Origin of the sequence: Bacillus cereus group sp. BfR-BA-01381, from assembly GCF_022663555.1 — a bacterium.
In the GTDB taxonomy this organism is placed as follows: Bacteria; Bacillota; Bacilli; order Bacillales; family Bacillaceae_G; genus Bacillus_A; species Bacillus_A pacificus.
Window position 1 is genome coordinate 14,546 of the sequence record NZ_JAKUFR010000044.1, and the last position, 25,714, is coordinate 40,259.

Here is a 25,714-nt window from a genome sequence, read left to right on the forward strand (position 1 = left end):
TTAGATATTTTAGTAATCCATGCAGCGATTAATAAGAGAACAAGCTATTAATTAAAGGTAAAACCACATGCTAAGCCGGTGTAACATACCAATAAAATTTATACTGTATATCTTATATATGACGTAGGAACCAGAAGAAAAAGGAATTAGCACGTAATTATCGTGAAGAAGTAGCCATAGTGGTAGTTCTAGTGAGGTTTTTACTAAATTAAGTTACGTACTTTTTCAAATTATATATACAATGAAATTAACCCGGATATAACAATCAATGGAAGGATTACTGCGAGTTTATTTTTTAGAGGGACACGTTTGCCTGGCACACCGGGGTGGACAACAAATGCAAGTAAAACAATTGCTCCAATAATACCTAAAAGTGTATGAATGACCATCATCCTCCTAAGGAATATTATTATTAATTTTATCACACTCAAATAAAAAAGGATACAAATAACAATTAACCCTAAATACACCATTATGAATTTCAATTATACAGCTTCACCAAACATAAAGTGAAACTATAATCAGCGATGAGTGCCCTTCCCCACTGATTATTAATTGACCCTCTCGAGCATTTACGGGCAAATGAGGGATAACAGTAAAAATAATATAATTAAAAGAGGAGTGAAATTTCACTCCTCTTTTTTACTTGTGGATTTTAACACTCATTAGATCGCTACTAGAATTTTGCTTCTCTAAGCTTATCTCTATTTTAAGATTGTTTTTATTTATATCAAAATTACCTGTGCGTGTATTAGAAGCCACTATATTATCAATCTCTGTACTCAAATCTAAGTTTGGATTTATCATATTGATCCATTTTTTCCCTAACTCTACTAACGCCTTCTTACCTTGACCTCTATCAATTACAAAATTAACGGTAAAGTTACTTTCATTATCGCCTTCTACAGTGAAATTCCCATTAAATTCTGGAATTCCTTCTAATACCGGAGAGAATAACACGACCTCTGAACGTGGACCGCCTATCCCTATATATTTTAGCTCCGCATTATATTTTGCGTTAATTTCAGTAATAAGATTTTGTGCTTCCTTAGATATAGATTTTTTTAATACCGAAGAGCTATCCATCCAACCTTCATGATAATAAATGAGCTCGTCTGCTAAATCTTGTGGGATAGCAGTAGGCTTTGACTCATGCTCTTTTTCCGATTTATTAATTGCATTGTATAAGAATAGTGCATACTGCTCACGAGTCACGAGACTTTGTGGTTCAAACTTATTATCACCTGTGCCCGTTGTAATTTTATTTTCTTGTAATGCACTGATAGCATTTGTTGCCCAGTAATTTTTATCTACATCTTTGAAAGTGGTAGTAGATGTTGCTTTAAAGTTAAAAGCCTTTGTTAATACAACAGCTAATTGTTCACGCGTTAAAACGTTATCTGGACCAAATTTCCCATTACCAAATCCGTTCATAATACCAGCTTTATTAAGAGCTAAAATTTCTTTTTTAAACATATGCTCTTCTATATCTGTGAAAGGATTTTGTGAATTAAGTTCATCTACTGGCTTCAAATAGGCATATATTAGTCTAGCTACTTGTCCTCGTGTAATATTATCACCAAAACCAAACATTCCGTTTCCATAACCAGCCACAATATTTTTCTCTTTTAAATCCATAATTGCTTGATAAGACCAGTGATTTTCAGGAACATCTTTAAATCCTAGTGTATTTTCTGCTTGCACATTTGTTAGAGGTGTTAGTGTTGTTGATGCAATAACTGCCCCTGCTAAAATTAATTGTTTAAAATTCATAATTGAATCCCCTTATTCTCAAAATAATATATTAAAAAAATACCGTAAATATTCTTTTTAATATTAACATATAAAGATACTTTTTGTAGGTTAATTATGGAATATTTAAAGAAGATTATTCCAGCATATAATGTTTATACAACTAAATTAAAATCATACTAACTTGCTTCCAATACGCACTCATTTCCTTTACCAATTTTTAAAAAATACAATTTATAAATGCAAAAAATCCCCTCCTATCATCTTCTCTCTTCATACAACCGATTTGCTTTATACGAGCAAAAGAAAAACATACATGTCGCAACGGGGATAAACGTCCAAAAAAGTCCTCTCATCAATGCAAATGGTGTTTCAAATAAGAATGACCATAGAAATGATAAACCTTGCTTATCCCATAGTCCTGGCGTCAAATATAGTTCTTTCGGATTTACAAGTGCTCCTAAATGAATCGTATCATTAAACATAAATAGGAATAATATCGGCAAATAACAGATCGCTAATTCTAAAAATGTTTTAGATAGACGTTTATACTTCCCCGCTCGTGACATTGGATCTGAAAAAATGTCATCTTCACTTTCTTCATTTACCTTTTTAAAATAGTGCGTACCTGACCACCGATTACCAGCTATATGCTCCCATCCACTATCTTCAAATAATGTACAGTAATTAATAAATTCACTTTTTCTACTAAATACTCTATGGTCTATTCTAATCGTCGCATCTTCCGGTTCTGTATATCTAAATGTATAACCAAATGTATTGCTTTCTAGTTGATAACCTTTCCAAGCCATCTCTTCTAACCATTTCTCCTCTTTCTCAAAGTCTAAAAAGAATTTCAATCTCCACATCATTGTTTCCCCCTAACTATACGTGTAATAAACTTTTTGTAACCTCAATAATGTGCTGCATTCTCATAAAGTCTAAATGCAATACTTCTTTCCCGCGTTCCGTAATGACATACACTTTTCTTCGTTTATCTTCACTTTTTACCGATTCTATTAACCCTTGTTTTAATAAATTTTCAACCGCCCCATACAATGTACCCGCTGCGATTTTTACTTGATGATTACTCAGTTCCTCCACCTTTTGCATAATTAAATAACCATGTGCTGGCTCTAATAACGCTAAGAGAACGTAATACGTTGTTTCCGTTAATGGTAAATTCTTATCTCTATTCATAAAGACCTCCAATGTAACGATAAATATATAGCTAAACTATATAGTTCAACTGTATAGTTTGATTTTATACAGTTAGACTGTATATGTCAAATTAAGTTAAAAAAAATAACCTAGATCCCATAGGATCTAGGTTATTTTTTTACATAAATGTAATCGTTACTAAAGAATACCCTTCTTTCGCATTATACGGCTCCGCTTTATAAGAAACACGGTTTGCTCCTTGCGGATAACCAATTTCTCCAATTGCTTTTTTCACATCTTGCAATGCGCCATCCATTGATTGTTTATAAAGGATTTCAATCTTTGGTGACTTTTCATTATAACGTTGCTGCATTTTATTTTTGAATTCATTATAGTTATTTGCAATGTATTCATTTCCTAAATAATTTAACTTTGTATCTTTTAAAATTTGCTGATATGCAGAAGTTTTCGAACCACCTGCCGCAATTTTATTTGTTAATGTACTATAATAATTTGTTGTAGCTTGCGGATATTCCCCACGGTTCCACTCATGATTTCTTGCGATTTGCTCATCTGATAAGTTGAAATAAGAATATGTTACGCGGCCTTGTTCATCTGGCACTGGATCATCAAATGTTGTATCAAGGTGATACCATTTGTTTTCGATTTTCACTAGATTCCAAGCATGAGGTTGTCCATCACCAGTTCCCGTTACGAAATGATTTTCAATTCCAGCTTCTTTTAATAATTGGTAAGTTAATAGTGCGTAACCTTGGCAAACCGCAGAACGATTTACGAGTGCTTCATATGCTGTGTAAGCTTTATAAGACGTATCATAAGAAACATGTTTTACGACATAATCATGAATCGCTTTCACTTTTTCGTGATCATCCATCCCAACTTGTATAATAGAAGAAACAATTGCTTTTGCTTGCTTCATTACATATTCCGTTTGTTCTTTCGTTTCACGGTATGTAATCTTTAACGTAAACGTATAATTTCCAGGTGATCCAGAAAGTCCATATGAAACATTCGATCTATTATAATTCGTATACTCATTTTTACTTGCCACTTCTTTATAGGCATTAAAAAGTGTATTCATCACTTCTTTTGTATTACTATTTTTCGTTTTATACGAAAGTGTAATATTCGTCTCATACGCATTAATACGCTTTTGCACCTCATCTTTGAATGCTGCTAATAATGCCGCATCTCCTGTATCTTGCACCGCAACCGCAGGCTTTTTATATTGCAAAGCATTATATAAAAACTGTGCATACTGTTCACGTGTTACCGTTTTAGAAGGTTCAAATTTTCCGTCGCCTGTACCAGATGCAATCCCGTTTGACTGCACCGCACTAATCGCACCTTCTGCCCAAAAGCCATCCGGAACATCATTAAATGTATGCTTTTGCTTAGCCGAAACTTGAAAAGCGTTTTTAATAATTTGCGCCATTTCTGCACGGCTAACAGAATCTTTCGGTCTAAAACCTCCGTTTCCATCCCCGTTAAAAATCCCTAATTTCGTTAACGTTAAAACCTCTTCTGGAAACAATGTAGACCCTGAGCGAATATCTCGATACGGATTGTTTAAAGTAGATCCATCTTGTAATACGTAACGAGCACCATCATTACTAAACGTACCACCTTGCTTATTCGGTAACAACGCACGATAAATTAAAGCTGCAACTTGCTCTCTCGTCGCAACATCACCGAAACCAAACTTCCCATTTCCATAACCAGAAATAATATTTTTACCCGCTAAATCTTTAATTGCTGGATATGACCAATGCGATGTAGGCACATCGGAAAAAACACCCGTCTCAGCAGCTCTCACATCACTGCCGTTTGTATACAGTAAAGCACCACCAATAAGTGATAATGATGCAATTGATTTTAGTAGTTTTGTGTACATAATTCCTTCTCCCAATATCGTTTCTATTTATGTTATTTTTTGTCGAAAAATCTAAAAGAATATGACAAAACATATTATACTATTAAAATTTTTTGAAGGATATATTAGGTTTTGAAATATGTAAAAATTCATATTGTTATAGAAGTTCATGGTGATATTATGTTGTTTTACTTGAGAAGATATATAACTAGTCACTCGTTATAACTTCCTCATGGTAATCTCTAATTTAGTATTGAAATTCTCTAAATCTCGATGTGTTATATTTTTGTATTTTCTCGGTTTCCCAAGCCGAGAAAACATCATCACTTCTAAAAGGACCCGAACTTCAGCGGGTCCTTTCTTTTATTTGTAACCTTGTTAAACAAGCTTTCATATAATGTAGTCATTCCTTTCTTATAAATTAAGCTCGTCACTTGAATTATAAAAATGGAATTATATCCTATAACATTTTCAGGAATCATCCATATTTTATTTCTGAAAAAGTGCTTTGTTTTGCTGAAAGGTGGTTGCGGAAACAACCGCCTTTTTATTTATGAAACATTCATATTTTACGTTAGGTTAGTCCTTTTTTTGACAGAATGAACATAGTCATTTAACTTGGAAAAATAATATTTGGATGGAGGTCCAATACATATTATTAAAATGAAAATGGTTCAAGTCGCAGGAAGGCGCCTTTGGATGTCTTTTTGTACATATTAAAATCCTCACCATCTTATGAAAACGATAAGCCTTTACAACAAACAATAATTGCAACTATATTATTTTTACATTACATTAAGTTTAAAGAATATTATTTTACTAATAAAGTGCTAGATAGTAGGTGAAAAAATGGAATTTAACGATTTGGGTATTACCATTAAAGAACTTAGAATGAAAAAAAACATATCACAATCCGAATTATGTCATGGAATATGTTCACAAAGTCAAATTAGTAAGATCGAAAAAGGTATGATTTATCCATCTAGTATATTGTTATATCAATTATCAGAAAGACTTGGTATTGATCCAAATAATATATTTGCACTAACTCAAAACAAAAGATTAAAATATGTAGAAAATGTAAAATATGTAATGAAAGATTGCTTAAAGCAAAAACAATATAAAGACCTTTATGAAATAGTAAAAAAAGAGAAAAACTTAAATAATTTTCAAACAAAAGAAGAGAAACAATTTCTAATATGGCACGAAGCAATTGCTATATTTATAGTGGATAGATCAATAAAAACTGCTTTAGATCTTTTAAATAATGCATTAAAACTGACTTTAACTAATTCCGATTTTTTATCCGAAAGAGAAATAGATATTATGCAAACAATGGCTATATTTTATGCGGAAAATAAAAATTTCGAAAAAAGTATTAATATATTAAAAAGATGTTTAACTAATTTTAATAAGTTAGATTTTCCTAGAGATAAAGAAATTAAATTAAAAATCATGTTAAATTTAGCAAAATGTTTAGACTCCATATATCAACATGAAGAGGCAATAAAATACCTTGATAATGGTATAAAATTAGCAATTAATTTAAATACTTTTTACCTATTAGGTGAACTATTCTATTTAAAAGGTCAGTTTTTATTAAAGATTAAACAACATAATGTAGAAGATGTTGTTTATAACTGGACAAAAGCACTATTTATATTTGAACTAACAGAAAAAGAATATTATACAAAAACGCTACCAGATGAACTGATTGAAATACAAAATAAAAAACAATCATAATTTCGTAAAAGTTACTTACAAAAGTCGCAGGAAGGCACCTTTAGGTGTCTTTTTTTGTAGAGAATCAGTTTAAAAACTAAAAGAACCTCAATAAAGTGAGACTTTAATCAGTGGGGGTTTTGTTCATCCCCCACTGATTATTAGTTGAACCAATCGGGCTTTTACGGGCAGTTGATCCCCCACCTAACTTCTTTGCTTCCACTGAATTTTTAGGTGGGGGTCTTACTGCCCGTTAATGCGGGATAAATGCGGTTCAAAGAATCTACTATTTTAAATTACCTTCGTAAAAAGCAACTCCATTTTGAACATGTTTTAAATACCATGTAATCGTCCCGCCACAAACATTTTCATTAAAACTATTAGCATATACTCCATTTGAGTAATAAAGAGTTCTTTTAAATTTACCATTAGAATACTCATAAGGAATTGAGCATGCTGCTTGCTTCGGAGAGCTCACATCTTTTTGTGTGTCAGCTGAAGCCGCTCCAATTCCTCCTGTTAATGCAATACCAGTTGCTAATAGCCCTACTACTAATTTCTTGAACATAATAAATCCCCCTTTAATAGTTTTTATAACTTACAACTTAAATGTATCACTTTTGTAATTTATGTAAATATCTTGAATATGTAGAAATATTTATTTAACTTTTGGTAATATTAGGATTTTATTTTATCAAATGAAAAATAGAGGAATTTAGAGAAGTATGTAACAATGCATAATAAATCAACCAGATATTATGATATACTCACAAAGAACTGATACAAAATTTCTTTAGATTGGAAAACTAAAGTCTTATCTACCTAAAAGGAAGGCGCCTAATGGCGTCTTTTCTTTATTTTCAAAAGGACCTGCTCAATTCATTCTTTAAAACATAAGGTAAAGTGAACCCGTTAAAATCCATGGAATGAACCCTAGTTTTACCCTTTTATCTAAAGGAGGCACTATTGTTATGGGATATGGTGGTAGTTGCGGAGAAGGCTGCGGTTTCGCTGGAGGATTTGCTTTATTAGTTGTATTATTTATTCTATTAATCATTATCGGATGCAGCTGTTTCTGCTAAAAAACTATTAGAAAGAGGTTGTCCCAAAAGCAGTTGAATAACTACTTTTGGGCAACCTCTTTTTTATTGTTTCTTATAAGTAAATTATTTGTATTCCTGTCTATATAATTTAAACGAATAAATAGCTCCAACGAAGAATACAAAAGCTTCAAACAATATAAAGATTTGACGGAAATTCTCGATATCTTTACCAACTAAAGAAATAAATATAGCATTCATTAGAATTTGAGTAGTAAACATACGAGAAGTAATTTTTAAATAAATAGCATTTGTTCTTTCATCTGGTTTACCAATTTTTTTGTAAATAATAATAAGTGCAATTACTGAACCAAAAAATAGAAGGGCTGTAAGTCCTACAACAATATTGAAATTCCCTGTACTTTCTAACATCCATTTATTTAATAAATCAATCATTATTATCTTCCTTTCCTACATAAGAGAATATTTCGTTCTTCTTCACTATAATAAAAAAAGAAAAAGGAAAACATCGAACTTTCTTACAAACATTCTTGTATTCTTACAGTTTTGTCATTTTGTAAATGTATTCATCGCCTTGCCTTTCAATATTTTCTTTGGAAAACATAGTGAATTACGAGAAAGAGCGCTACAAGATCAACTTCCAAGAAGTAGTACACGAAACCTCTTAATTAATGAAATTAGTATGTGGAATACTGTTTATTTAAGTGAAGCAATAAAAGCTTTGAAGAAAAAAGAACATTTCGTTAGTGCTACCCCACATCCATTAACTTAAGGTTTCGGACTATTTTTTAAATTGAATAGTTTCATCCATTAAGAAGATAAAGGAATGAGAAATACGATGAAGAATTAGAATAGATAATGTAAAAAATGGAAAGAGGAGAAAAGATGAATCTAAAATTAATAGATGTAACAGAAGAAAATTTCTTTGAAATTATTAATTTAAAATCAGATAAACTTCAAGAAAAACACATTCAAATATATGAAAGATGGGTTGGTTCAAATGCTTTCTTTCTTGCAGCTTGCCAAACGTTTGGGTTTACTCCGAAAGCTATATATGATAATGATGTTTTAATAGGTTTTGCTTCGTATGGTTTTAGAAATGAAACGAAGCAATATGAGTTAATTAGTATGATGCTTGGCCATCAATATCAAGGGATAGGGTATGGGGTTCCTGTTTTAAAAGCAGTAATAGATAGTATGGTTCAGACGTACAAATGCGAAGAAATATTCTTATCGGTTATTCACGATAATGAACGCGCAAAGCGGATTTATGAAAAAGTGGGTTTTAGGCCAACAGGAGAGATTGAAGAAGGACACCATCCAGAATTAGTTTACTGTTTAAAATTAAAAAACTATGTAAATGTATAAAATTATATATACCTATAGTTCTGTACGAATCATTTCATTTTCTGATTTTTGCTCCATATTCTTTAACATATGAAGCAAAAAAATCTTGAAACACCCATTGCATCTAAAAATTAACCAAGATGTATATATCTCTTATAACGTAAACATCAAGTAACTCCAAAATATACACTGAAAAATCTCTGTAGAAATCTACATATGTCAAATATAACAGAAAGAATATTCAGTCTATTATCTCAACGCGCTGAATAAGTACATTATTGTATGTTAAAAATTTAGCTTAAGGTGGGATTGTATATGACTGAAGATAAAAGACTGAAAAAGCCCGTGGTAAGTTTTATATTACTAACCAACATTATTTTTTGGCCACTTTTTCTGCTTGTAGGAATTACAAAATTATTACATGTTCCAACTTGGATTTTTGATGTAATGCTCTGCATATCAGCTTGGTCTTCCACTTTTGCTTTTATATTTCTATTTAAAAGAATTTATCCTGGACAGAGTTTTATTCAATTCGTAAAAGATAGATTTAAAAATAAACTTAATTACTCTATCGTTCTTACTGTAAGTATCATTCAAATAATTATATTTTTGACGATGTTGTTTCTCATTTCAACTAACAGTGAAGCAAACTCTATTTTTAATAGAACTACATGGGGCGTATTACTTTATTATGTTGTTAAAACTATTGTATCCGGACCACTAGGAGAAGAATTAGGGTGGAGGGGTTTTGCATTAATGGAGCTTCAGAAAAAATACTCACCATTAAAATCTTCAATCATTATTGGTTTTTGGTGGGGAATGTGGCATCTACCTATATGGTTTACTACAGGTTTTACAGGCAGTAATTTAATCAAATATATTTTGTTTTTTATGATTGCAATTATATCTACTACAATTATTATGACAACATTTTATAATTTAAATCAAAATTTAATTATTCCAATGATCATCCACTTTTTCTTTAACTTATTTATTGGCATAATCAATGGACAATTAATTGAATTAATTATGTATACTGCAATTTTTTATTCCATAGTTGCGATTTTACTTATAATTATAAATCCAAAGAAAGTTTTATATGGGAATAAAATTAAAAAATTTGTTAATAGAGAACATGATTTAATTTAGTAATAGTTTCTACAATTTTTTATGGTTTTTAAGCAATATGATACCTTCTTAACACCAAGTGTACAAGTAAGAGAAGACATCTTAATCAATGTCTTCTTTTCTTATATAATAACAACACAATAAAATTACTATCATATCAAGCTGCAGGATGGCACCTTGATATGATAGTAAAGAATACATCATCACGTTGTCAGCAGGCAAAAGTGTATTCTGCATTTCTGAAAACAGTAGATGACAAATTGTGACCCGCTGAATCTGCTAAGAAAGAATATACAAGAACATCCTTAACATCAGCTTTATTTCCACTAATAATAACATCAAGAAAATCTTCTATTTGGAATTCTGGAGTAAACAACACAATCTTAGTTGTTCTGTTCGGTTCTAAAGAAACAAAAGTACGAGAGATTTCAACTAATTCATTTTGAGTTGGGAAAGAAGTGTTTGGACTTCTCTTAACAGTTACCGTTACATTACTAGTATGGCAGCGTGAATCATTGTTTAACATAATGTTGAGAGCAGTTGGAATAATCCCATTTTCAGAAACTGGAACTCGAAACACTCCAGTAGATTTATGAGCCATATCATCACATCCTTTCAAAATAAAATATATTTACAATATATTAGATGCAAAAGACGTTCATTTTGATAGGGACAAATTATGTAATTAATATATTTATAATAACCCTCGGTATTACTAAGCCAATGATGAAAAAGATTAACAAGTATCGTAAAAAATACGGCCTCCTATTACTTCTTTTAAAATTCTTATCTCAGTATTTATAAAATACATATCTTTGTGGAGATAACATCTAATGAAATTATATATATCAACTACAAAAATCCCCTCCACAGTAAACAACTTACCATGAAAGGGATTCTTTCAAACTAACATTATTCCTATTTCAAACTACCCGCAATCTCCGTAAAGATAACCCCAAGTGCATGTGCACCTGCATCTGGATATCCTAAACTTCTTTCACCAACTGTACCAGCGCGGCCCATGCGAGCTACGATTTCTTTCGTATACTCTGCTCCTTTGACCGCTGCTTCTGCACCTTTTTCAAAGGCAGTTTTCATGTCTTCTTCGCTTGAAGCGCTAGCTAACCAAGAGTCTACACATGGAGCAAGTGCATCAACAAGTGTTTTGTCACCAACTACTGCTCCTCTTCCGAATGATCTTTCACCGATAGATTGTATGCCTTGCAGTGCTGCTTGCAACATTTCAGCGAATTCTTTCACTGTTAGCTCACGTTTTTCGCCTGCTGCTTTACTAGCTGCGCGGAATGCACCGCCCCAAATTGGGCCAGACGCGCCGCCGCAATGTTCCATAATAATCATCGAACAACCGTCAAGGAATGATCCAATCGTTACGTTTTCTTGTTCTACAATCGAATGCCACTCACGTTTTAATTGCTTAAATCCTTTTGCCACACTCATTCCGAAGTCTCCGTCACCAGCATGCGTGTCTAGCTCACAGAACGGTACTTCATTTTTAATAATAATATCGCTCATTTTATCAACGAGATAAATCATGTTGTTTAATGTAATGACATTATCTTTAATAACAGCGTGCTCTTCTGCCGTTTCTAGTTCAAAGGAAACTTCCTTCTCTTCTGTCTCTTCAAGCACATTCACGTACTCTACACTTTCAACTGGACCGTCTACTTTAAACGCTGGTGTATTACACTCTTTTGATAGTAATGTTTTTAGCTCATCATCTAATTTCATTACCGTTAAAGACATACCTGCCATATCGATACTCGTCATATAGTTGCCGACGAATACTCTATTAATTTTAATATTTCTAGCAGCTAATTCTCTCGTCACTGCGTTGTTAAATAGGTAAAGTTCTTGCAGTGGTGTTCCGCCAAAACCGTTAACTAAAAGTGCGATTTCCTCGCCGGCTTTTACTCCTAAATCTTTCATTAAATCATTTGTCATACGGTTCGCTAATTCATCAGCTGACAACATTTTTTCACGTTTAATTCCTGGTTCGCCGTGAATACCTACGCCGTATTCCATCTCATCTTCCGCAAGTGTGAAAGTTGGTGATCCGCTCGCTGGAACTGTACAAGACGTTAACGCTAAACCGATTGTGCGCACGTTAGCAGCTGCTTTTTCTGCGACAGCTTTCACCGCTCCTAAATCCATACCTGCTTCCGCTGCTGCACCGGCAATTTTATGGACTAAAATAACGCCCGCAACACCGCGGCGTCCTACTGTGTACAGGCTATCTTCTACCGCGATATCATCGTCCACTTTTACGTAGTCGACTTCAATTCCATCTTCAGTTGCTAAATGCGCACCGTTTTTGAAATTCATAATATCGCCGCTGTAATTTTTAATAATTAATAACGTACCTTTTTTACTAGCTGTTTCTTTAATTGCTTGATATACCTGAATTTGTGAAGGCGAAGCAAACACATCTCCGCACACTGCCGCATCTAACATTCCTTTTCCGACTAACCCTGCATGTGCCGGCTCATGACCACTACCGCCGCCACTAATTAACGTTACTTTATTTTCGTTCATTTCTTTCTTCTTAATGACTTTATATTTTTTCAAAAGTTCAAGCTCTGGATGAGCCATAACCATTCCGTTACACATTTCCATTACTAATGTTTCTGGTTTGTTTATAATCTTTTTCATTGTGCTTCTCCCTCAATTCCTTTAATATATTGTGATATATTTGAAATCTTCTTCTTACTATCCATGTTAAAATGAAAGCGTTTTATAGTAAACGGACAAAATGGACAATCTGTCTAAAGACACCGCTCTCATTTATGGGTAGGATTTTCATATTACTAACATTCTAGGGATGATTCAGATGACCTCTTCTATAATTTCTAAAAAGATAATCGCGAACTCATTGAAACATTTAATGGAAACAGAGTCTTTTCATAAAATATCAGTGAGCGATATTATGTTACACTGTCAAATGCGTAGGCAAACTTTTTATTATCATTTTAAAGATAAATTTGAACTATTAAGCTGGATTTATAGAGAAGAAACGAAAGAGAACATTATCGACTTTCTCGACTATGAAACGTGGGAAAACATTTTCGATTTATTATTTGATTACTTTTATGAAAATCAAAAATTTTACCGAAATGCTTTTAAAGTCATTGAACAAAACTCGTTTAATCACTATTTATTTGAGCATACGAAAAACTTATATATGAAGATTATTGATGAACTATCTGTAAGCTGTGGATTCAGCCTTTCTGATGAGACAAAAAATACGATTGCCTCCTTTTATAGTCACGGCTTCGTTGGAACGATAAAAGATTGGATTGAAAGCAAGTGCGAAGTAGATCCTTCCATTATGTCTTCTCTCATGAAAAATATGATAAACAATCAATTACTACTATTACTGGAGCAATCAGCAAAGTAATTAAAGGGTGGCAAAAGCAATGAAAAAGATTATGAATGATGTACAAAATATCGTTCAAGATATGCTGCATGGCTTTTATTTTGAACATAACGACAAAGTAAATTATGACGAAACAAATAACATCATTTATGTAAAAGATATCGAAAAAATGAAGCAAGACGTCGCTATTATAAGCGGCGGTGGTAGCGGACATGAACCTGCTGATATTGGTTATGTAGGGAAAGGTATGCTTACAGCGGCAGTAAACGGCAGTATTTTCACTCCGCCTACAGTGGAACAAATTATTGCCGCAACTCGCCTCATGCCAAAAGATAAGAGTATTTTATTCATCATCAAAAACTTTAAAGATGATGTAGCTAACTTTTTAGAGGCTGAAAAAATTGCCAAAGAAGAAGGAAGAAAAATTGACCATATCATCGTAAATGACGACGTTTCAATTGAAGATGATGCTTCTTTTAATAAAAGAAGACGCGGCGTCGCTGGCACTGTTTTCGTTCAAAAAATACTTGGTGCGGCTGCCCTTGAAGGACATTCTTTAGAAGAACTAACAGCAATGGGCCGTTCTATCACTGAAAACTTACACACATTAGGAGTCGCTCTTTCACCTGCCAATGATCCAGTGAAAGGAAAAGCTTCTTTCACGTTAAACGACGATGAAGTCTTTTATGGCGTCGGTATCCACGGCGAAAAAGGTTACCGTAAAGAAGCGCTATCCTCTTCTGAAATATTAGCAATCGAACTAATGAACAAACTAAAAAGCATTTACCGCTGGAGAAAAGGTGACAACTTCGCTATTCTCATTAATGGATTAGGTGCAACCCCATTAATGGAACAATACATTTTCGCAAATGACATTCGCCGTTTATGTGAGCTGGAAGGATTACAGATTACATTCGTAAAAGTTGGTACACTACTAACTTCTTTAGATATGAAAGGTGTTTCGCTTAGTTTGCTTAAAGTAGAAGATTTGGATTGGGTGAAGTGGTTGAAAGAAAATACGGAAACTGCTAGTTGGTAATATAAATAAAAATAGGATGGCTTCAATTGGCCATCCTATTTTTGTACGTAATTCAGCTAAAAAAAAATTCAATTACTGAAGAATTCTGCCCTCAATATTACAGCAAATTCACATTAAAAATGTAAATCCTCATTTCCTTCGTATTTTCCTTTATTAAGCCTTTTTCTTATGAATAATTCTGCGACAATTAAATTGGGTACCCATGCTAACCAAGCAATAATAGCGTAACTAAGTTCAAAATGTTCTATCCCAAATAGAACGATAAACAAAGGTAGCCAAATTCTTAATGTAACTGCCGCAAAGGTTAAAGCATAATTTCTAATCATCCAATTCCGATGCTCTTTAATTTTTTTATTTTTAACTCTATGTAATGCTTGATATGCTGATGTTAACCAAAATACGGATAACAAACCGAAACCTAGCTTCGCTACCAATCCTCCCGTAGCATAAAAGGATAGGTATAGTCCAGAAACACCTCCTAATAATATACCAACCATATAGATTCTCCCAACTATTCGATGACGGTTGATATTCCTTTCTCTAAATTTAGTGGATAATGTAAACGGACCAATTACTAATGCTACTATACTAGTTGTAATATGTATAAATAACATCATATACCAAAACTCACTTAATTTAGATCCAAACATAAGCTTCGCTTTTACAAGCCCTGTTTGAAATCCATCCATAATAAAATATTGGACAACAATATAACTAGATACTAAAAGAGCAAAACAAGTAAATACAAACCAAATTTTCCTGTTCAAATTTTACTGCCTCCTTATTACATGAAGGAATTAGATTATACATTACTGTTCATTCTAGGGAAAAATAGAAAAGCCTTCTTTACTGATTTATTCAACACATTGTTTTTATAAACCGAATGACTTACATGCAGCGACGAATAAAATATATGATACAAGGCCCTTCTTCATACATAAAAACCCTCAAGTATGTCGTTCTATACTTGAGGGTTTTTTCATTTATTCTCTCTCGTCTCTCATTTTCTTAAATCAATAATTAGCTCATCTGTAATCTGCTCAAGATGGAAAAATCTTTTTATATAATGGATATCTGACCATTTTTCTTCTCCACCAATAATAAATAATTCTTGCGCATCATACATAAATGAAAAGCTTGGATAGAAATTGTCAGCCTTTATTTCAATCTCACCAATACGATTACTGATAATCTTACAGTCTACCGAATAGCTTAATAACGTATAGAGAGAATCTTGTGCTGATTGGAAGAAATACTTCATAAGTGTGGTTATATCATCACTATTGGTAATGCACACTTTAAAAAAGTTCGTATCCTTTTTCTTATTAGTAAAAACTAGCTCAAAATGAAGTTTATTCTCTTCTAAAAATCCTTCAATAAAGTCTCTACATAAATAAGTTTCAAATAACATATACATAGGAAATTTGTTATGTGTACCCATAAATCCTTTAATAATTTCTTCGAATCCCGTATGCTGATTCCAATTCGTTCCCACTCCTATCATAATAGGGTGATTTAAATAAATAGGATAGGAAAAACTTTTAAAATAAAAAGTGGGGTAAATATAAAATTTTTCTTAAATTTTCACCTTGTACCTAGGTAAAAGAGCCTAGCAATCACATAATACATTTCCACACAAAATAAAATTCTGATTATCTATTTTAAAGGGGATAAAGAAACTTGGAGCTGATTTTTATTCATGAATAGACAAAATTCTTCTAATAACAAAGATGATTCCTCAAATAAAATTGCTGCTTTTATTGCAACGCTAGGAGCTCTATTAGTAAGTGTAGAAGTTTTATCTAATTTTTTGGTTAATGATAATAGCAGTAACAAATTTAATAGTTATATTTTATCTTCAAATTAGTGTTTTTAGTTTAGTAACAACAATCCTTTTTGTAATCTTTTACTTTATATACAAAAAGTTATTTGCACATTCTAAATTTGTAGAAACCTTTTCAAAATATAATATGATTATTACAATAGTTTCTTTATTAATTTTAAATATGCTATACATATATCAAAAAATGTTTAACGGTGCATTAATTACTCCTGTGGTAATAATTATTACATGGTTAATTTACAAATTTATGTTTAAAAAAATAAAAAATAAGAAGAACTAGTTTTATAGAGCAGACTCAAAATGGAGTACTTACTTTCATTGTTTTATTTTGGGAGAATTTTATTGATTTTATTGTAAGTGTTAATAATCCGCCTCAAATATATCTTTCCATGCTTGAGGCGGATATTAATTTCTAATTAAAGTGTACTAATCTATTCCTTCTCATCCCTCATACTATAATACCCCAAATTAACAATAACCAAGAAATACCCACCCATAATTCCAGCTGCAAATGTCCACATGTACTCACGGTGTTCAATTTCATACATAATAATCGCACCGAGTATGGCGGCTGCAAATCGATTCATCATGCCAAGCATCGGTGCTTTTTCTTTTTTTACGATGCTATTTCCAAACTTTTCGATACGCCTTCCTAAAATCCAGGCGCAGTACATACTAACTATAAGGCCAATGCTTATCCCTACAAACTGTGCTCGAAAAGGTGTCATCAGCCATCCCAGTAACATCACGCCTAACAAACAATATATTTGTATGTTGAATGATCTTAATGCCATACGAATCATGTTATGCTCCTTACCTTTCCTATTACTCCCATCTTTCGGACTTCAAGCTTTCCGATATATCTTTTTTAAAATGAGGGAATTTGATTTTGCTCACCATTAAATAAGCAAGTACGCATGTGCCAAATGCTACGGAAACTGGTTTATTTAAGAGACATAAAACGAGGAGACACATTGCCGCAAATGGAATGGGCATGCCGATAAATGTCGGAAGTTTGCTTTGCTGCGTGTTAAATCTCGCAAGCCGAAGCATTCCGCAAATACTGTAAGCAAGCGCACATATCATCCCAATAGACTGCAAATCTTTTAACGCGACACTATAGGCGAGAATAGACGGTGCCACGCCAAAGGTAACTAAATCCGCAAATGAGTCTAACTCTCCGCCAATTTCCGAAACAGCATCCAGTTTCCGAGCCACCATACCATCAAACAAATCAAATACCATACCTGTAATAATGAACATGACTGCACCATACATATCTTGAAAGAAAACAGAATAAATGGCCAATATCCCACAAATAAAATTCGCTATCGTCATCATATTTGGTATGTAACTCATCACACGCTTCTCCTCCTTTCTACTCATTACCTCATTCAAGTTCTTACTCATTACAATCAAGATCCTTCTGTTTTTCTTCCAATATCACCTTATTTATTTTCTTTAACGTATCCGTCATTTGTTCTAAAGCATTTATATCGATTTTAGAAAAATACTTCTCAATTAATACATCATCTAACTTAGACAACTGCTCCATATACTTACTACCGTTCGGACCAAGTGTAAGGAAATACTCCCTTTTATTATTAGGATTTACTTGTTTTGAAATCATCTTCTGCTTTTCCAATTTCGATAAAACTTGGCTCACAGCGCTTTTCGATATATTAAAAGTAGTCGCGATGTGATTCGCTGTCGTGTTTTCATTTAAATTAATATGAAATAGCATACTCTCTTGCTGTCCAGTAAGACCATACTCGTCCTTTAAATCTTGAAATAGTAAAATGTAAAATTCAGTGTAGGCTCGGTTCATTTCATTAATTATTTCTTTATACGTTCTAGTCATAGCACTCTTCCTCCATGCTGTTATTTCGGTTTTATCCAAATAGTTAAGTTCACTTAACTTAACTATATTATACCGTTATGTTTGTGTAAAGTGAATAGCGCTCTGTATTTTATTCGCAATGAAAAAAGAAGACATCAATTAAGATGTCTCCTTCTCATACGTAAAGCTCTAAACTTTCACTATTCTTCTCAATTACATCTTTATACAAGCAAAAGTGTTTCTCTCACCTCAACTTATATATTAGACAATATATAAGTTTTATGTTATAAACTACTAACCGTTAATCAACTGTTGCTTAAATTCATCTAAAACTCTCTTTCTCTCTTCATAATCTTCCGTATCGGCTTCTTCCCAAAGCTCAAGGTCAGCCCCACGTTCAATTAATGCAATTGCCTTGTTACGAACTTCTTCTTGAAGACAGCCTTTCTCCAATTGTATTGCCGCAAGACCAATGTATACTAAAGATATTTCTTCTAACTCTTCCTCTATATCAAACTCATCTACATACTCTTCTAAAATGAACTTAGTTGCTTCTTCCGCACTATTACCCTCTTCTATATACTCAATAAATTGATCTTTCACATCACAAGTCGTGTCATCATCAAATAATCCAGTTCCCCAAGCGCCCATATGCTACAGCTCCTTCTTTGTGCTTTTTTCATTTCTATTTCAATCTTAAATATAATAAAAATTCATTACAAGACTAGTTATATACATCGTTATATTTTACAATTACTATAAGTAATAAATATTTTTCACTACATGTACCATTCTGAATAATCAAACACACTTATCAACAAAATTCCATATAGACCCATTACTGGTTAAAATGTTATAATGAAATCACCCTACATAGTTACTCATATTTAACTTGAGGAACTAGCGTCTTATTAAGCAATGCGCATAAATCAAATAAAAAAGACACTTTTTACAGTGTCTTTTTTATTTATATTCTCATAGAAAATATCTCTTTTATACACAAAATCTAGCAAATGAAAAAGGAGACTATCATATGGAGCATCCTCTAGCAAGAGAACTACGTAACATACGTATATGCCTTATTATCTTGATCATTGTCATTGCATTTTGGGATCGTGAGAAACCTGTGGAAATCACTGATCATGATAGTGACCCTATCTTAAACACTAGCAATATGACCCAAATTGGCGATAATACATTTGCCTATAAAGACGAATCTAATCAAATTAAAATATTTAAGTTTAACCCAGATACAAATGAAATAAAGCTAATAAAAGAATTTTACGCTAACGAATATTAATGAAATAAATGGGACAGAAGGCACCTCAGGGTGTCTTTTTTTTATTTTCAAAAGGACCTGCTCACATTCAGGCGTCAAACATAAAGTAAATGGAATCCGTTAAAAAACACGAGTGACCCTTTGTTTTCCCCTCTTATTAAAGGAGGAACTATTATGGGATTTGGTGGTAGTTGCGGCGGAGGCTGCGGTTTTGCTGGAGGATTTGCATTATTAGTTGTATTGTTTATTTTATTAATCATCGTTGGAGCTGCTTGCTTCTGCTAAACAAACTATCGGAAAAGACACTCTTATATGGGTGTCTTTTCTTTGTAAACTAAAACATACGAGAACTCAAGCCTTTAGTCATAACTACGACTAAAGGCTTTTTCTATACAAAAAATGAAACATAGTAAAAATAAAATACTTGCTTACATTGTTTTCCGCTTTACAAACTATATCCAAAAAGTTGGATAACTCCTTTTACTACTCATATTATTAATAAATAAAGCAATAACTACAATAACAAGAGAACCAACTAAAACTGGTGTTACTAAATAACTCCAACTGTATGCACCTAAAATAACGATAATTGGATCGGCCCCTGCCGGAGGATGTGTTGTTCTTGTTAACATCATAATAGCAATCGACATCCCAACTGCTAAAGCAATTGTCCAATATTCATTCCCAAACAAATGATATATTGATAGACCAATGAAAGTTGAAATCAAATGTCCTCCAATAATATTACGCGGCTGAGATAACGGTGCATTCCAAACTCCAAACGCTAATACACAACTCGCCCCAAATGGAGCCATTAACAATTCTGTAGAAGTTATACTCGTTAAATATGTTAAGGTGAGTATTGTTAAAAATCCCCCTAATAGCCCCGTCAAAGAGTCCTTTATGTTTACTTGTAATGGACTTCTTCCTTTCCCTTTCATTTTTGCGAAATATCTTACGCTTATCGTCTCGGTCTCTTTCTGTTTAACTGTTGTTGTATTCCCCATCGTTCTCCTCCTTTATTTACCAACAATTATATTCCGAATAAACTAACCGGTCAATATTAATTTTAGGGGTTAGTTTAAAAATGCATAAAAAAAGATCAACTGCTATCAGTTGATCACCTAAACTTCTTCACATTTTCGATCCTGGAATTTTGCTACCTTTTTCCGGTTCCCACATATTTTCATAGAACACCATTTTCGTTTTCCACTTTTATCTATAAATAATAAAACACAGTCGGGATTTGAACACCTTTTAAGAGAAATAAGCTTATTTTCTGTTATTAAGGTTAAAGCATCCAATGCAATTATCGATACAAGTACATCCTCAATTTCTCCAACTGGGACAGGTACTAGACGTTGTTCAATGACCTTATATGTAAATGGTGCCTTCTCAATTTGTTTTTCTAAATACGTAATAAAATCATTAGAAATTTCGTGCTGATCAGCAATTGTCTCAAACTGTTTTCTCAGTACTTCTCTTGCCTCTAATATGCTAGATGTAACTTGATCCATTCGTTCTTGAATTCCTATAAGTGTTTTTTCATTCCAAAAAGGCAGATTAACCTTTATTACATGTAGCCATTCTAATACATCTTCATCTGTTATTAATAAATCATAACGTTGTCCACGCCTAACTAGCTCTGTATTTACTAAATCTAATGAGAGATTTCCAGATATAAGCGGGAATTGTTTTGTTTCCTGCATGTACTCATCACCTACTCTTTAAATAATCATATTCCAAATTCATACAGAAGTACAACTTTTTTATAAAGTCACATCCAGAAAAAAGCCCTATTATTAATAGCATCTCATTCACATTTAAAAGAATCTACATATACCTCCTTCCCTTAAAATCATCAAAACCTATTTACAAATCTATAAAAGTAGATATAATATCCTTATGGAACCTTCATTAATTTATAAAGCATTGTCAAATGAAACAAGATGTCAAATTTTATCATGGTTAAAAAATCCAGAAAACCATTTCGACGAAAAACCTTATTTAGAACAAGGAATTAATTTTCAGATTGGAGTGTGTGTAGGAGATATCCAGCTTAAGACTGGGTTAGCCCAATCGGTTATTTCTAGTTATTTATTAACTATGAAAAAGGCAGGGCTACTAGACTCTGATCGAATTGGAAAATGGACATACTATCGTCGAAATGAAGAAACAATACGGGCGTTTTCTGAATATGTCCAAAACGAATTATAAAGTAAAAGCTACTAATCAAACTACCAATTGATTAGTAGCTTTCACACCTTCTGCTTTTTTACAGGTGTCCAATTATTTTTTTATAAAATTGCACTACCTATAAAAGCAAGAAACATAGAAAGGAGAAATTTTTTTAATACATCATATCTAGTTATTTAGATATCTGTTATTGTATTTAACATTACATAAATCTAATAAAATTGACATCCAATCACACTCGCAATAAATGCTCATTTCTTTATTAATGAATCGATTTTACTTTCAAAATAATGATAAGAATGGGGAGTTTTACAAATGAAAAAAGTAAATCCTTTACTTATTCTGACACTAGCAATAGGCGTGTTCGGAATTATTACTACCGAGATGGGTATTGTCGGTGTATTACCACAAATCACTCAGAAATTTGGTATTTCCACTGCTCAAGCAGGATTTTTAGTAAGTATATTCGCGCTAGTTGTTGCTATTTCTGGTCCGTTTTTAATTTTGCTCGTCTCTAGTGTTAATCGAAAAATAATTTTATTAACAGCAATCTTTGTTTTTGTTATTTCAAATATAATCTACGCTTATACAACACAATTTGAAATCATGCTTATTTTCCGTATTTTACCAGCATCTCTTCACCCACTCTTCTTTTCAATCGCTCTTGTAACTGCTGCTAAACTTGTCCCCCCTGAAAAAAGTGGTCAAGCAGTTACAAAAGTTTTTATGGGAATTACAGTTGGTTTTGCTCTAGGTGTACCATTAACCTCTTACCTTGCAGACCAGTTTTCACTAGAAATTGCTTTCTTATTCGGAGCGCTTGTTAACGCTCTTGCATTCATTGGAATATTAATCTCACTTCCTTCTATGCCTGTTAAAGAAAAAATGTCCTTTGGCAAACAAATTCGCATACTCGGAAAACCGGGATTATGGTTAAATATTTTAACCGTCACATTCCTTTTTGCGGCCATGTTTTCTGTATACAGCTACTTCGCCGAGTACCTTGCAAAAGTAACTTCTATGAATGGATCGCTCATCAGTATTATGCTATTTATATTTGGTATAGTTATGATTTTAGGCAATCAATTATTTGGTGGTCTCCTACAAAAAAGTATAGTAAATACAGTAATATCGTTCCCTATTTTATATTCTATTGTTTACATATTGGTTTATTATTTAGGCTCCTACCTTGTTCCAATGATTTTTATGGTATTCATTTGGGGAATCATACATGCCGGCGGATTAATTGTTGGTCAAACATGGTTAATAAGCGAAGCAAAAGAAGCACCTGAATTTGGTAATAGCCTATTCGTTTCATTCTCCAATCTCGGAATTACTTTAGGTACAACTATTGGAGGCTGGTTTATTTCAAACTTAGGTATTCACCAGCTTATTTGGAGCGGATTTATATTTATACTACTTTCATTTCTATTAATTATAATAAAAATAAAATTTTTCGATTCTAATAATCAAGCATCATTATCAAGTTAATACATTTAGTAACGCCGTAAATTCTTCTTTCATTTTGGATTACGTTCAAATATACAACCTATTTCCATCAGAATCTTTATATTGTTTTTCTCATTATTACAGGATATAAGTCATAAGTCTCCCATAAAGTGGAACTTTAATCAGCCGGGGCTTTGTCCACCCTCCACTGGTTATTAGCCCGCAAATAGCGGGATACATAACCAAGTAAATTTTTATAAACCTACACGTATGATACCCAAAGCCTTTAGCCATAATTACGACTAAAGGCTTTTTTGTATATAACTAAAAAGGAGCTGACTGTATGGAACAGAATAAAAATGGAATCCTCGCTTTAATTGTTTTGTTTGTAGGACTCGCTTTTTTTGTTATCGGTATGGTTTATCATTTATGGGGCACGGTTTAAGAAAAAAAGTACTCATATGAGTACTTTTTTCTTAAGATTTCATGTAAAACCATTCTAAACTTACTTACATGCATACAATTATCAATGACGGTTATATAACCGATAAGATTATAGATTATCAATTTAGCAATCTACATTTATATGATTAGGAAAGGAGCTAAAAACTGAAAATGTTAGAAATCATTTTTGTTGCTGTATTACTTTTGTCTAGCATCCAACTTATCTTTATCAAGCGTGGGTTGACGAAAAAGAATGTATTCATCTTAATAATAAATTACATATTCTTATTAGCCACCATCGTATTAATTGGCGCAAACTGGCGTATGATACCTGCTTATTTCTTATTGTTCGTTTTAACATTACAAGTTTTTTTGAAACCAAAAACTACAGCTGTTTCTAAAAAGTTAGTGATGAAAATTTTAAAAGGGGTAGGAATTATCGTAACTGCTATCGCAATGTTCACGTTACCTTTACTTTTCCCGATCATAACACTCCCAGAGCCTACAGGAAAATATACAGTAGGAACGAAAGCTTTTCATTTAATTGATACAAATCGAAAAGAAACTATTGTACCGAGTAGTAGTCATGGAAATCGTGAACTTATGATACAAGTGTACTATCCTGCTGAAAAAGGATCTGGGAAACCTTCTGCCTACTTTGAGAACATAGACGCCCTCGCTGAACAATTGGGTGTAACAAAAGGTGCTCCGTATATCGTAACGACACATTTAGGGCTGACAAAAACACATTCTTATCAAGGTGCTAAGCCACTTCAAGTTAAAGAAAAATTCCCACTCCTTTTATTCGGCCATGGGATGGAATTATACGGACAACAAAATACATTCCAGTTAGAAGAATTAGCTAGTCAAGGTTATGTAGTAATCGCTCTTAATTTCACAGGATACGCAGCAACTACAATTTTCCCTAATGGAAAACGTATAGATTCCGTACCAATTGAATTTACACCTAACGCTTTAAATAACATGGTTCGAAATTGGGAACAGGATACTACTTTTGTTTTAAACGAAGTAATAAAAGGCAATTTTGATAAAAACTTTACAGCTATTGCAAATTTAATTGACGATGACAAAATTGGCATGTTTGGTCACTCTTATGGAGGAGCAACTGCCGCGCAAATGTTAGTAAAGGATAATCGTTTTAAAGCTGCGATTGATATGGATGGTGGATTGTATGGCGATCCAATGCCTAAAGACGGCCCTCAAAAACCATTCATGTTGATGAATGCTGAAGCTACCATTCAGTATATGAAAGAAGCGGAGAATCAAAAGACAGACGGAATCCAAGATGAATTGTTTGAAATATCCTATTTAAGAAATAAAACCATTGAAAAACCTGGCGCGTACACAGTTGTACTTCCAAAAACAAATCATAATAGTTTTACAGATTTAGCAGCATTTTCACCTATTATTAACGAACCCGGTGAAGATGTAGCCACAAATTATACACTCATTAATAAACTAGTAACTAGCTTCTTCGATCAAACTTTAAAAGGGATAAACGAAAATCATTTAGAAGAAATTCAGAAGCAATATCCTGAGCTTCATCTTATTAAACACTAATAACCATTTCCCTAGTTATGGAACCCCTCCTTATGCTTGAGGGGTCTCCACTTTAACACAATTATAAAAAAAGGCCCCATCACTGGGGCACTCAAAAAATAATATAAGTAAATGAATTAAAACAAATAACAGACAACTAAAATATATATCATAAAACATCATATAATCCATATATATGCAAAAATACATAAAAAAATTTACTATTACATGTTATACTAAAAAAGGAGTCGACAATCGTTATTTTCTTCTTAGTTTTAAAGCAATATGGATATATACCTTCTTATCGCATTTGGATTGTACAAGCAAAAGAAGACATCTTAATTGATGTCTTCTTTTCTTATATTTTTATGAATTCCTTTGAGCAGATGCTCTCCAAGCACGAAAAGATGTTGGGTGTCCAGAATGAGCTCTTTGCTTTGCAGCAGCAACAGCTGGTTTTTCTTCAATAGTCTTTGGTTTTTCTTCCACAATCACTGATTTTTCTTCAAGAGTATTCACAGCTGTTTGCATTTTCTCCAGCTGTTCTTTTAAAGCTTGCTGTTCAATCTTTAAATCTGTAAGTAAACGTAAAATCATTTCAGAAT

27 protein-coding genes and 3 pseudogenes are annotated in these 25,714 nt (G+C 32.7%); 13 read left to right on the plus strand and 17 right to left on the minus strand.

Features of this window, described 5'->3' with window-relative positions:
- Positions 1-642: 642 nt before the first annotated feature.
- The 4 genes from MR079_RS16220 to MR079_RS16235 all read right to left on the minus strand — a co-directional run bounded on the left by MR079_RS16220 (position 643) and on the right by MR079_RS16235 (position 4,828).
- A complete protein-coding gene (locus tag MR079_RS16220) occupies positions 643-1,773 on the minus strand; it encodes an S-layer homology domain-containing protein (protein WP_242294294.1) in 1,131 nt (376 codons plus the stop codon).
- A 239-nt stretch (positions 1,774-2,012) separates the two neighbouring features.
- Complete coding sequence (locus MR079_RS16225; protein ID WP_242294295.1) at positions 2,013-2,624, minus strand: DUF2812 domain-containing protein; 612 nt, start codon at positions 2,622-2,624, stop codon at positions 2,013-2,015.
- A gap of 13 nt (positions 2,625-2,637) precedes the next feature.
- Positions 2,638-2,952, minus strand: a complete 315-nt coding sequence (locus MR079_RS16230) for a PadR family transcriptional regulator (RefSeq protein ID WP_001078066.1) — start codon at positions 2,950-2,952, stop codon at positions 2,638-2,640.
- A 139-nt stretch (positions 2,953-3,091) separates the two neighbouring features.
- Positions 3,092-4,828 (minus strand): S-layer homology domain-containing protein, encoded by a 1,737-nt coding sequence (locus MR079_RS16235; RefSeq protein ID WP_242294296.1) that lies wholly within the window; start codon positions 4,826-4,828, stop codon positions 3,092-3,094.
- An 828-nt stretch (positions 4,829-5,656) separates the two neighbouring features.
- Between MR079_RS16235 and MR079_RS16240 the strand changes: the two genes are divergently transcribed.
- Positions 5,657-6,550 (plus strand): helix-turn-helix domain-containing protein, encoded by an 894-nt coding sequence (locus MR079_RS16240; protein ID WP_139868901.1) that lies wholly within the window; start codon positions 5,657-5,659, stop codon positions 6,548-6,550.
- A gap of 265 nt (positions 6,551-6,815) precedes the next feature.
- Here the strand turns inward: MR079_RS16240 and MR079_RS16245 are convergent, their stop codons facing one another.
- A complete protein-coding gene (locus MR079_RS16245) occupies positions 6,816-7,097 on the minus strand; it encodes an LCI fold-containing protein (protein WP_000473839.1) in 282 nt (93 codons plus the stop codon).
- Positions 7,098-7,500: 403 nt separating this feature from the next.
- Between MR079_RS16245 and MR079_RS16250 the strand changes: the two genes are divergently transcribed.
- The gene (locus MR079_RS16250) at positions 7,501-7,611 is read left to right on the plus strand and encodes a YjcZ family sporulation protein (protein ID WP_000540371.1); all 111 of its coding nucleotides are present in this window, start codon (positions 7,501-7,503) and stop codon (positions 7,609-7,611) included.
- An 84-nt stretch (positions 7,612-7,695) separates the two neighbouring features.
- Here the strand turns inward: MR079_RS16250 and MR079_RS16255 are convergent, their stop codons facing one another.
- Positions 7,696-8,025 (minus strand): 6-aminohexanoate hydrolase, encoded by a 330-nt coding sequence (locus MR079_RS16255; RefSeq protein ID WP_139868902.1) that lies wholly within the window; start codon positions 8,023-8,025, stop codon positions 7,696-7,698.
- Positions 8,026-8,161: 136 nt separating this feature from the next.
- Between MR079_RS16255 and MR079_RS16260 the strand changes: the two are divergent.
- From MR079_RS16260 to MR079_RS16270, 3 genes and pseudogenes are all read left to right on the plus strand, one after another.
- Positions 8,162-8,332, plus strand: a pseudogene (locus tag MR079_RS16260) (Tn3 family transposase); the annotation flags it as partial.
- A gap of 143 nt (positions 8,333-8,475) precedes the next feature.
- Positions 8,476-8,958 carry a GNAT family N-acetyltransferase gene (locus MR079_RS16265; RefSeq protein WP_001049722.1) on the plus strand — a complete coding sequence of 161 codons (483 nt, stop codon included), beginning with the start codon at positions 8,476-8,478 and terminating at the stop codon, positions 8,956-8,958.
- 294 nt (positions 8,959-9,252) lie between these two features.
- Positions 9,253-10,086: a CPBP family intramembrane glutamic endopeptidase gene (locus MR079_RS16270; RefSeq protein WP_139868904.1), complete on the plus strand. Its 834-nt coding sequence runs from the start codon at positions 9,253-9,255 to the stop codon at positions 10,084-10,086.
- 190 nt (positions 10,087-10,276) lie between these two features.
- Here the strand turns inward: MR079_RS16270 and MR079_RS16275 are convergent, their stop codons facing one another.
- Together MR079_RS16275 and dhaK are read right to left on the minus strand one after the other, a co-directional pair.
- Positions 10,277-10,666, minus strand: coding sequence for a hypothetical protein (locus MR079_RS16275; RefSeq protein WP_139868905.1), 390 nt, complete (start codon positions 10,664-10,666; stop codon positions 10,277-10,279).
- A 317-nt stretch (positions 10,667-10,983) separates the two neighbouring features.
- On the minus strand, positions 10,984-12,735 hold the full coding sequence (gene dhaK / locus MR079_RS16280) for a dihydroxyacetone kinase subunit DhaK (RefSeq protein ID WP_139868906.1): 1,752 nt from the start codon (positions 12,733-12,735) through the stop codon (positions 10,984-10,986).
- Positions 12,736-12,913: 178 nt separating this feature from the next.
- On the opposite strand from dhaK, the gene dhaS reads away from it, so the two are divergent.
- Positions 12,914-13,480 carry a dihydroxyacetone kinase transcriptional activator DhaS gene (gene dhaS, locus MR079_RS16285; protein ID WP_000204205.1) on the plus strand — a complete coding sequence of 189 codons (567 nt, stop codon included), beginning with the start codon at positions 12,914-12,916 and terminating at the stop codon, positions 13,478-13,480.
- A 19-nt stretch (positions 13,481-13,499) separates the two neighbouring features.
- Positions 13,500-14,498, plus strand: coding sequence for a DhaKLM operon coactivator DhaQ (gene dhaQ / locus MR079_RS16290; RefSeq protein WP_242294297.1), 999 nt, complete (start codon positions 13,500-13,502; stop codon positions 14,496-14,498).
- Between the two features lie 113 nt (positions 14,499-14,611).
- On the opposite strand, the gene MR079_RS16295 is transcribed toward dhaQ, so the two are convergent.
- Both MR079_RS16295 and MR079_RS16300 read right to left on the minus strand, forming a co-directional pair.
- Positions 14,612-15,265, minus strand: a complete 654-nt coding sequence (locus MR079_RS16295; protein WP_139868908.1) for a DUF2306 domain-containing protein — start codon at positions 15,263-15,265, stop codon at positions 14,612-14,614.
- A 233-nt stretch (positions 15,266-15,498) separates the two neighbouring features.
- A pseudogene (locus MR079_RS16300) lies at positions 15,499-16,029 on the minus strand (hypothetical protein); the annotation flags it as partial.
- A gap of 168 nt (positions 16,030-16,197) precedes the next feature.
- On the opposite strand from MR079_RS16300, the pseudogene MR079_RS29360 reads away from it, so the two are divergent.
- Positions 16,198-16,621 (plus strand): annotated as a pseudogene (locus MR079_RS29360) (hypothetical protein).
- Positions 16,622-16,772: 151 nt separating this feature from the next.
- Here MR079_RS29360 and MR079_RS16305 read toward each other — a convergent pair.
- From MR079_RS16305 to MR079_RS16320, 4 genes are all read right to left on the minus strand, one after another.
- Positions 16,773-17,144 (minus strand): ATP synthase subunit I, encoded by a 372-nt coding sequence (locus MR079_RS16305; RefSeq protein ID WP_074615227.1) that lies wholly within the window; start codon positions 17,142-17,144, stop codon positions 16,773-16,775.
- 22 nt (positions 17,145-17,166) lie between these two features.
- A complete protein-coding gene (pssA, locus tag MR079_RS16310) occupies positions 17,167-17,751 on the minus strand; it encodes a CDP-diacylglycerol--serine O-phosphatidyltransferase (RefSeq protein WP_139868909.1) in 585 nt (194 codons plus the stop codon).
- On the minus strand, positions 17,744-18,202 hold the full coding sequence (locus MR079_RS16315; RefSeq protein WP_000198938.1) for a MarR family winged helix-turn-helix transcriptional regulator: 459 nt from the start codon (positions 18,200-18,202) through the stop codon (positions 17,744-17,746). Before MR079_RS16315 ends, pssA begins: the two co-directional genes overlap by 8 nt.
- Before the next feature lie 273 nt (positions 18,203-18,475).
- Positions 18,476-18,832 (minus strand): hypothetical protein, encoded by a 357-nt coding sequence (locus MR079_RS16320; protein ID WP_000501489.1) that lies wholly within the window; start codon positions 18,830-18,832, stop codon positions 18,476-18,478.
- Between the two features lie 382 nt (positions 18,833-19,214).
- Here MR079_RS16320 and MR079_RS16325 point away from each other — a divergent pair, with 382 nt between their 5' ends.
- Entirely contained in the window at positions 19,215-19,481 is a 267-nt protein-coding gene (locus MR079_RS16325) for a YmzC family protein (RefSeq protein ID WP_242294298.1), read from the plus strand.
- 153 nt (positions 19,482-19,634) lie between these two features.
- Complete coding sequence (locus tag MR079_RS16330) at positions 19,635-19,745, plus strand: YjcZ family sporulation protein (RefSeq protein WP_000505679.1); 111 nt, start codon at positions 19,635-19,637, stop codon at positions 19,743-19,745.
- 167 nt (positions 19,746-19,912) lie between these two features.
- Here MR079_RS16330 and MR079_RS16335 read toward each other — a convergent pair whose 3' ends face one another.
- On the minus strand, positions 19,913-20,467 hold the full coding sequence (locus tag MR079_RS16335; protein ID WP_242294299.1) for an HPP family protein: 555 nt from the start codon (positions 20,465-20,467) through the stop codon (positions 19,913-19,915).
- A gap of 117 nt (positions 20,468-20,584) precedes the next feature.
- Positions 20,585-21,169, minus strand: coding sequence for a CGNR zinc finger domain-containing protein (locus tag MR079_RS16340; protein WP_242294300.1), 585 nt, complete (start codon positions 21,167-21,169; stop codon positions 20,585-20,587).
- 196 nt (positions 21,170-21,365) lie between these two features.
- Here MR079_RS16340 and MR079_RS16345 point away from each other — a divergent pair, with 196 nt between their 5' ends.
- The 3 genes from MR079_RS16345 (at position 21,366) to MR079_RS16355 (ending at position 25,130) form a co-directional block, all read left to right on the plus strand.
- Positions 21,366-21,677, plus strand: a complete 312-nt coding sequence (locus tag MR079_RS16345) for an ArsR/SmtB family transcription factor (RefSeq protein ID WP_060629779.1) — start codon at positions 21,366-21,368, stop codon at positions 21,675-21,677.
- 294 nt (positions 21,678-21,971) lie between these two features.
- On the plus strand, positions 21,972-23,147 hold the full coding sequence (locus tag MR079_RS16350) for an MFS transporter (RefSeq protein ID WP_139868916.1): 1,176 nt from the start codon (positions 21,972-21,974) through the stop codon (positions 23,145-23,147).
- Positions 23,148-23,720: 573 nt separating this feature from the next.
- Positions 23,721-25,130, plus strand: coding sequence for an alpha/beta hydrolase family protein (locus MR079_RS16355; protein WP_242294301.1), 1,410 nt, complete (start codon positions 23,721-23,723; stop codon positions 25,128-25,130).
- Between the two features lie 345 nt (positions 25,131-25,475).
- Here MR079_RS16355 and MR079_RS16360 read toward each other — a convergent pair.
- Positions 25,476-25,714, minus strand: a 239-nt coding sequence (locus tag MR079_RS16360) for a hypothetical protein (protein WP_242294302.1), incomplete at its 5' end; no start/stop codon positions are given.

What these genes read in the sequence shown, in the direction of transcription:
- MR079_RS16235 (WP_242294296.1), bottom strand. Translation starts at nt 4,828, where the DNA reads ATGTACACAAAACTACTAAAATCAATTGCATCATTATCACTTATTGGT.
- MR079_RS16345 (WP_060629779.1), top strand. Translation starts at nt 21,366, where the DNA reads ATGGAACCTTCATTAATTTATAAAGCATTGTCAAATGAAACAAGATGT.
- MR079_RS16305 (WP_074615227.1), bottom strand. Translation starts at nt 17,144, where the DNA reads ATGATTCGTATGGCATTAAGATCATTCAACATACAAATATATTGTTTG.
- MR079_RS16320 (WP_000501489.1), bottom strand. Translation starts at nt 18,832, where the DNA reads ATGGGCGCTTGGGGAACTGGATTATTTGATGATGACACGACTTGTGAT.
- MR079_RS16335 (WP_242294299.1), bottom strand. Translation starts at nt 20,467, where the DNA reads ATGGGGAATACAACAACAGTTAAACAGAAAGAGACCGAGACGATAAGC.
- MR079_RS16330 (WP_000505679.1), top strand. Translation starts at nt 19,635, where the DNA reads ATGGGATTTGGTGGTAGTTGCGGCGGAGGCTGCGGTTTTGCTGGAGGA.
- MR079_RS16230 (WP_001078066.1), bottom strand. Translation starts at nt 2,952, where the DNA reads ATGAATAGAGATAAGAATTTACCATTAACGGAAACAACGTATTACGTT.
- MR079_RS16270 (WP_139868904.1), top strand. Translation starts at nt 9,253, where the DNA reads ATGACTGAAGATAAAAGACTGAAAAAGCCCGTGGTAAGTTTTATATTA.
- pssA (WP_139868909.1), bottom strand. Translation starts at nt 17,751, where the DNA reads ATGAGTAAGAACTTGAATGAGGTAATGAGTAGAAAGGAGGAGAAGCGT.
- MR079_RS16315 (WP_000198938.1), bottom strand. Translation starts at nt 18,202, where the DNA reads ATGACTAGAACGTATAAAGAAATAATTAATGAAATGAACCGAGCCTAC.
- MR079_RS16240 (WP_139868901.1), top strand. Translation starts at nt 5,657, where the DNA reads ATGGAATTTAACGATTTGGGTATTACCATTAAAGAACTTAGAATGAAA.
- MR079_RS16225 (WP_242294295.1), bottom strand. Translation starts at nt 2,624, where the DNA reads ATGATGTGGAGATTGAAATTCTTTTTAGACTTTGAGAAAGAGGAGAAA.
- MR079_RS16275 (WP_139868905.1), bottom strand. Translation starts at nt 10,666, where the DNA reads ATGGCTCATAAATCTACTGGAGTGTTTCGAGTTCCAGTTTCTGAAAAT.
- MR079_RS16250 (WP_000540371.1), top strand. Translation starts at nt 7,501, where the DNA reads ATGGGATATGGTGGTAGTTGCGGAGAAGGCTGCGGTTTCGCTGGAGGA.
- MR079_RS16265 (WP_001049722.1), top strand. Translation starts at nt 8,476, where the DNA reads ATGAATCTAAAATTAATAGATGTAACAGAAGAAAATTTCTTTGAAATT.
- MR079_RS16340 (WP_242294300.1), bottom strand. Translation starts at nt 21,169, where the DNA reads ATGCAGGAAACAAAACAATTCCCGCTTATATCTGGAAATCTCTCATTA.
- MR079_RS16325 (WP_242294298.1), top strand. Translation starts at nt 19,215, where the DNA reads ATGGAGCATCCTCTAGCAAGAGAACTACGTAACATACGTATATGCCTT.
- MR079_RS16355 (WP_242294301.1), top strand. Translation starts at nt 23,721, where the DNA reads ATGTTAGAAATCATTTTTGTTGCTGTATTACTTTTGTCTAGCATCCAA.
- MR079_RS16350 (WP_139868916.1), top strand. Translation starts at nt 21,972, where the DNA reads ATGAAAAAAGTAAATCCTTTACTTATTCTGACACTAGCAATAGGCGTG.
- MR079_RS16220 (WP_242294294.1), bottom strand. Translation starts at nt 1,773, where the DNA reads ATGAATTTTAAACAATTAATTTTAGCAGGGGCAGTTATTGCATCAACA.
- MR079_RS16255 (WP_139868902.1), bottom strand. Translation starts at nt 8,025, where the DNA reads ATGATTGATTTATTAAATAAATGGATGTTAGAAAGTACAGGGAATTTC.
- MR079_RS16245 (WP_000473839.1), bottom strand. Translation starts at nt 7,097, where the DNA reads ATGTTCAAGAAATTAGTAGTAGGGCTATTAGCAACTGGTATTGCATTA.
- dhaQ (WP_242294297.1), top strand. Translation starts at nt 13,500, where the DNA reads ATGAAAAAGATTATGAATGATGTACAAAATATCGTTCAAGATATGCTG.
- dhaK (WP_139868906.1), bottom strand. Translation starts at nt 12,735, where the DNA reads ATGAAAAAGATTATAAACAAACCAGAAACATTAGTAATGGAAATGTGT.
- dhaS (WP_000204205.1), top strand. Translation starts at nt 12,914, where the DNA reads ATGACCTCTTCTATAATTTCTAAAAAGATAATCGCGAACTCATTGAAA.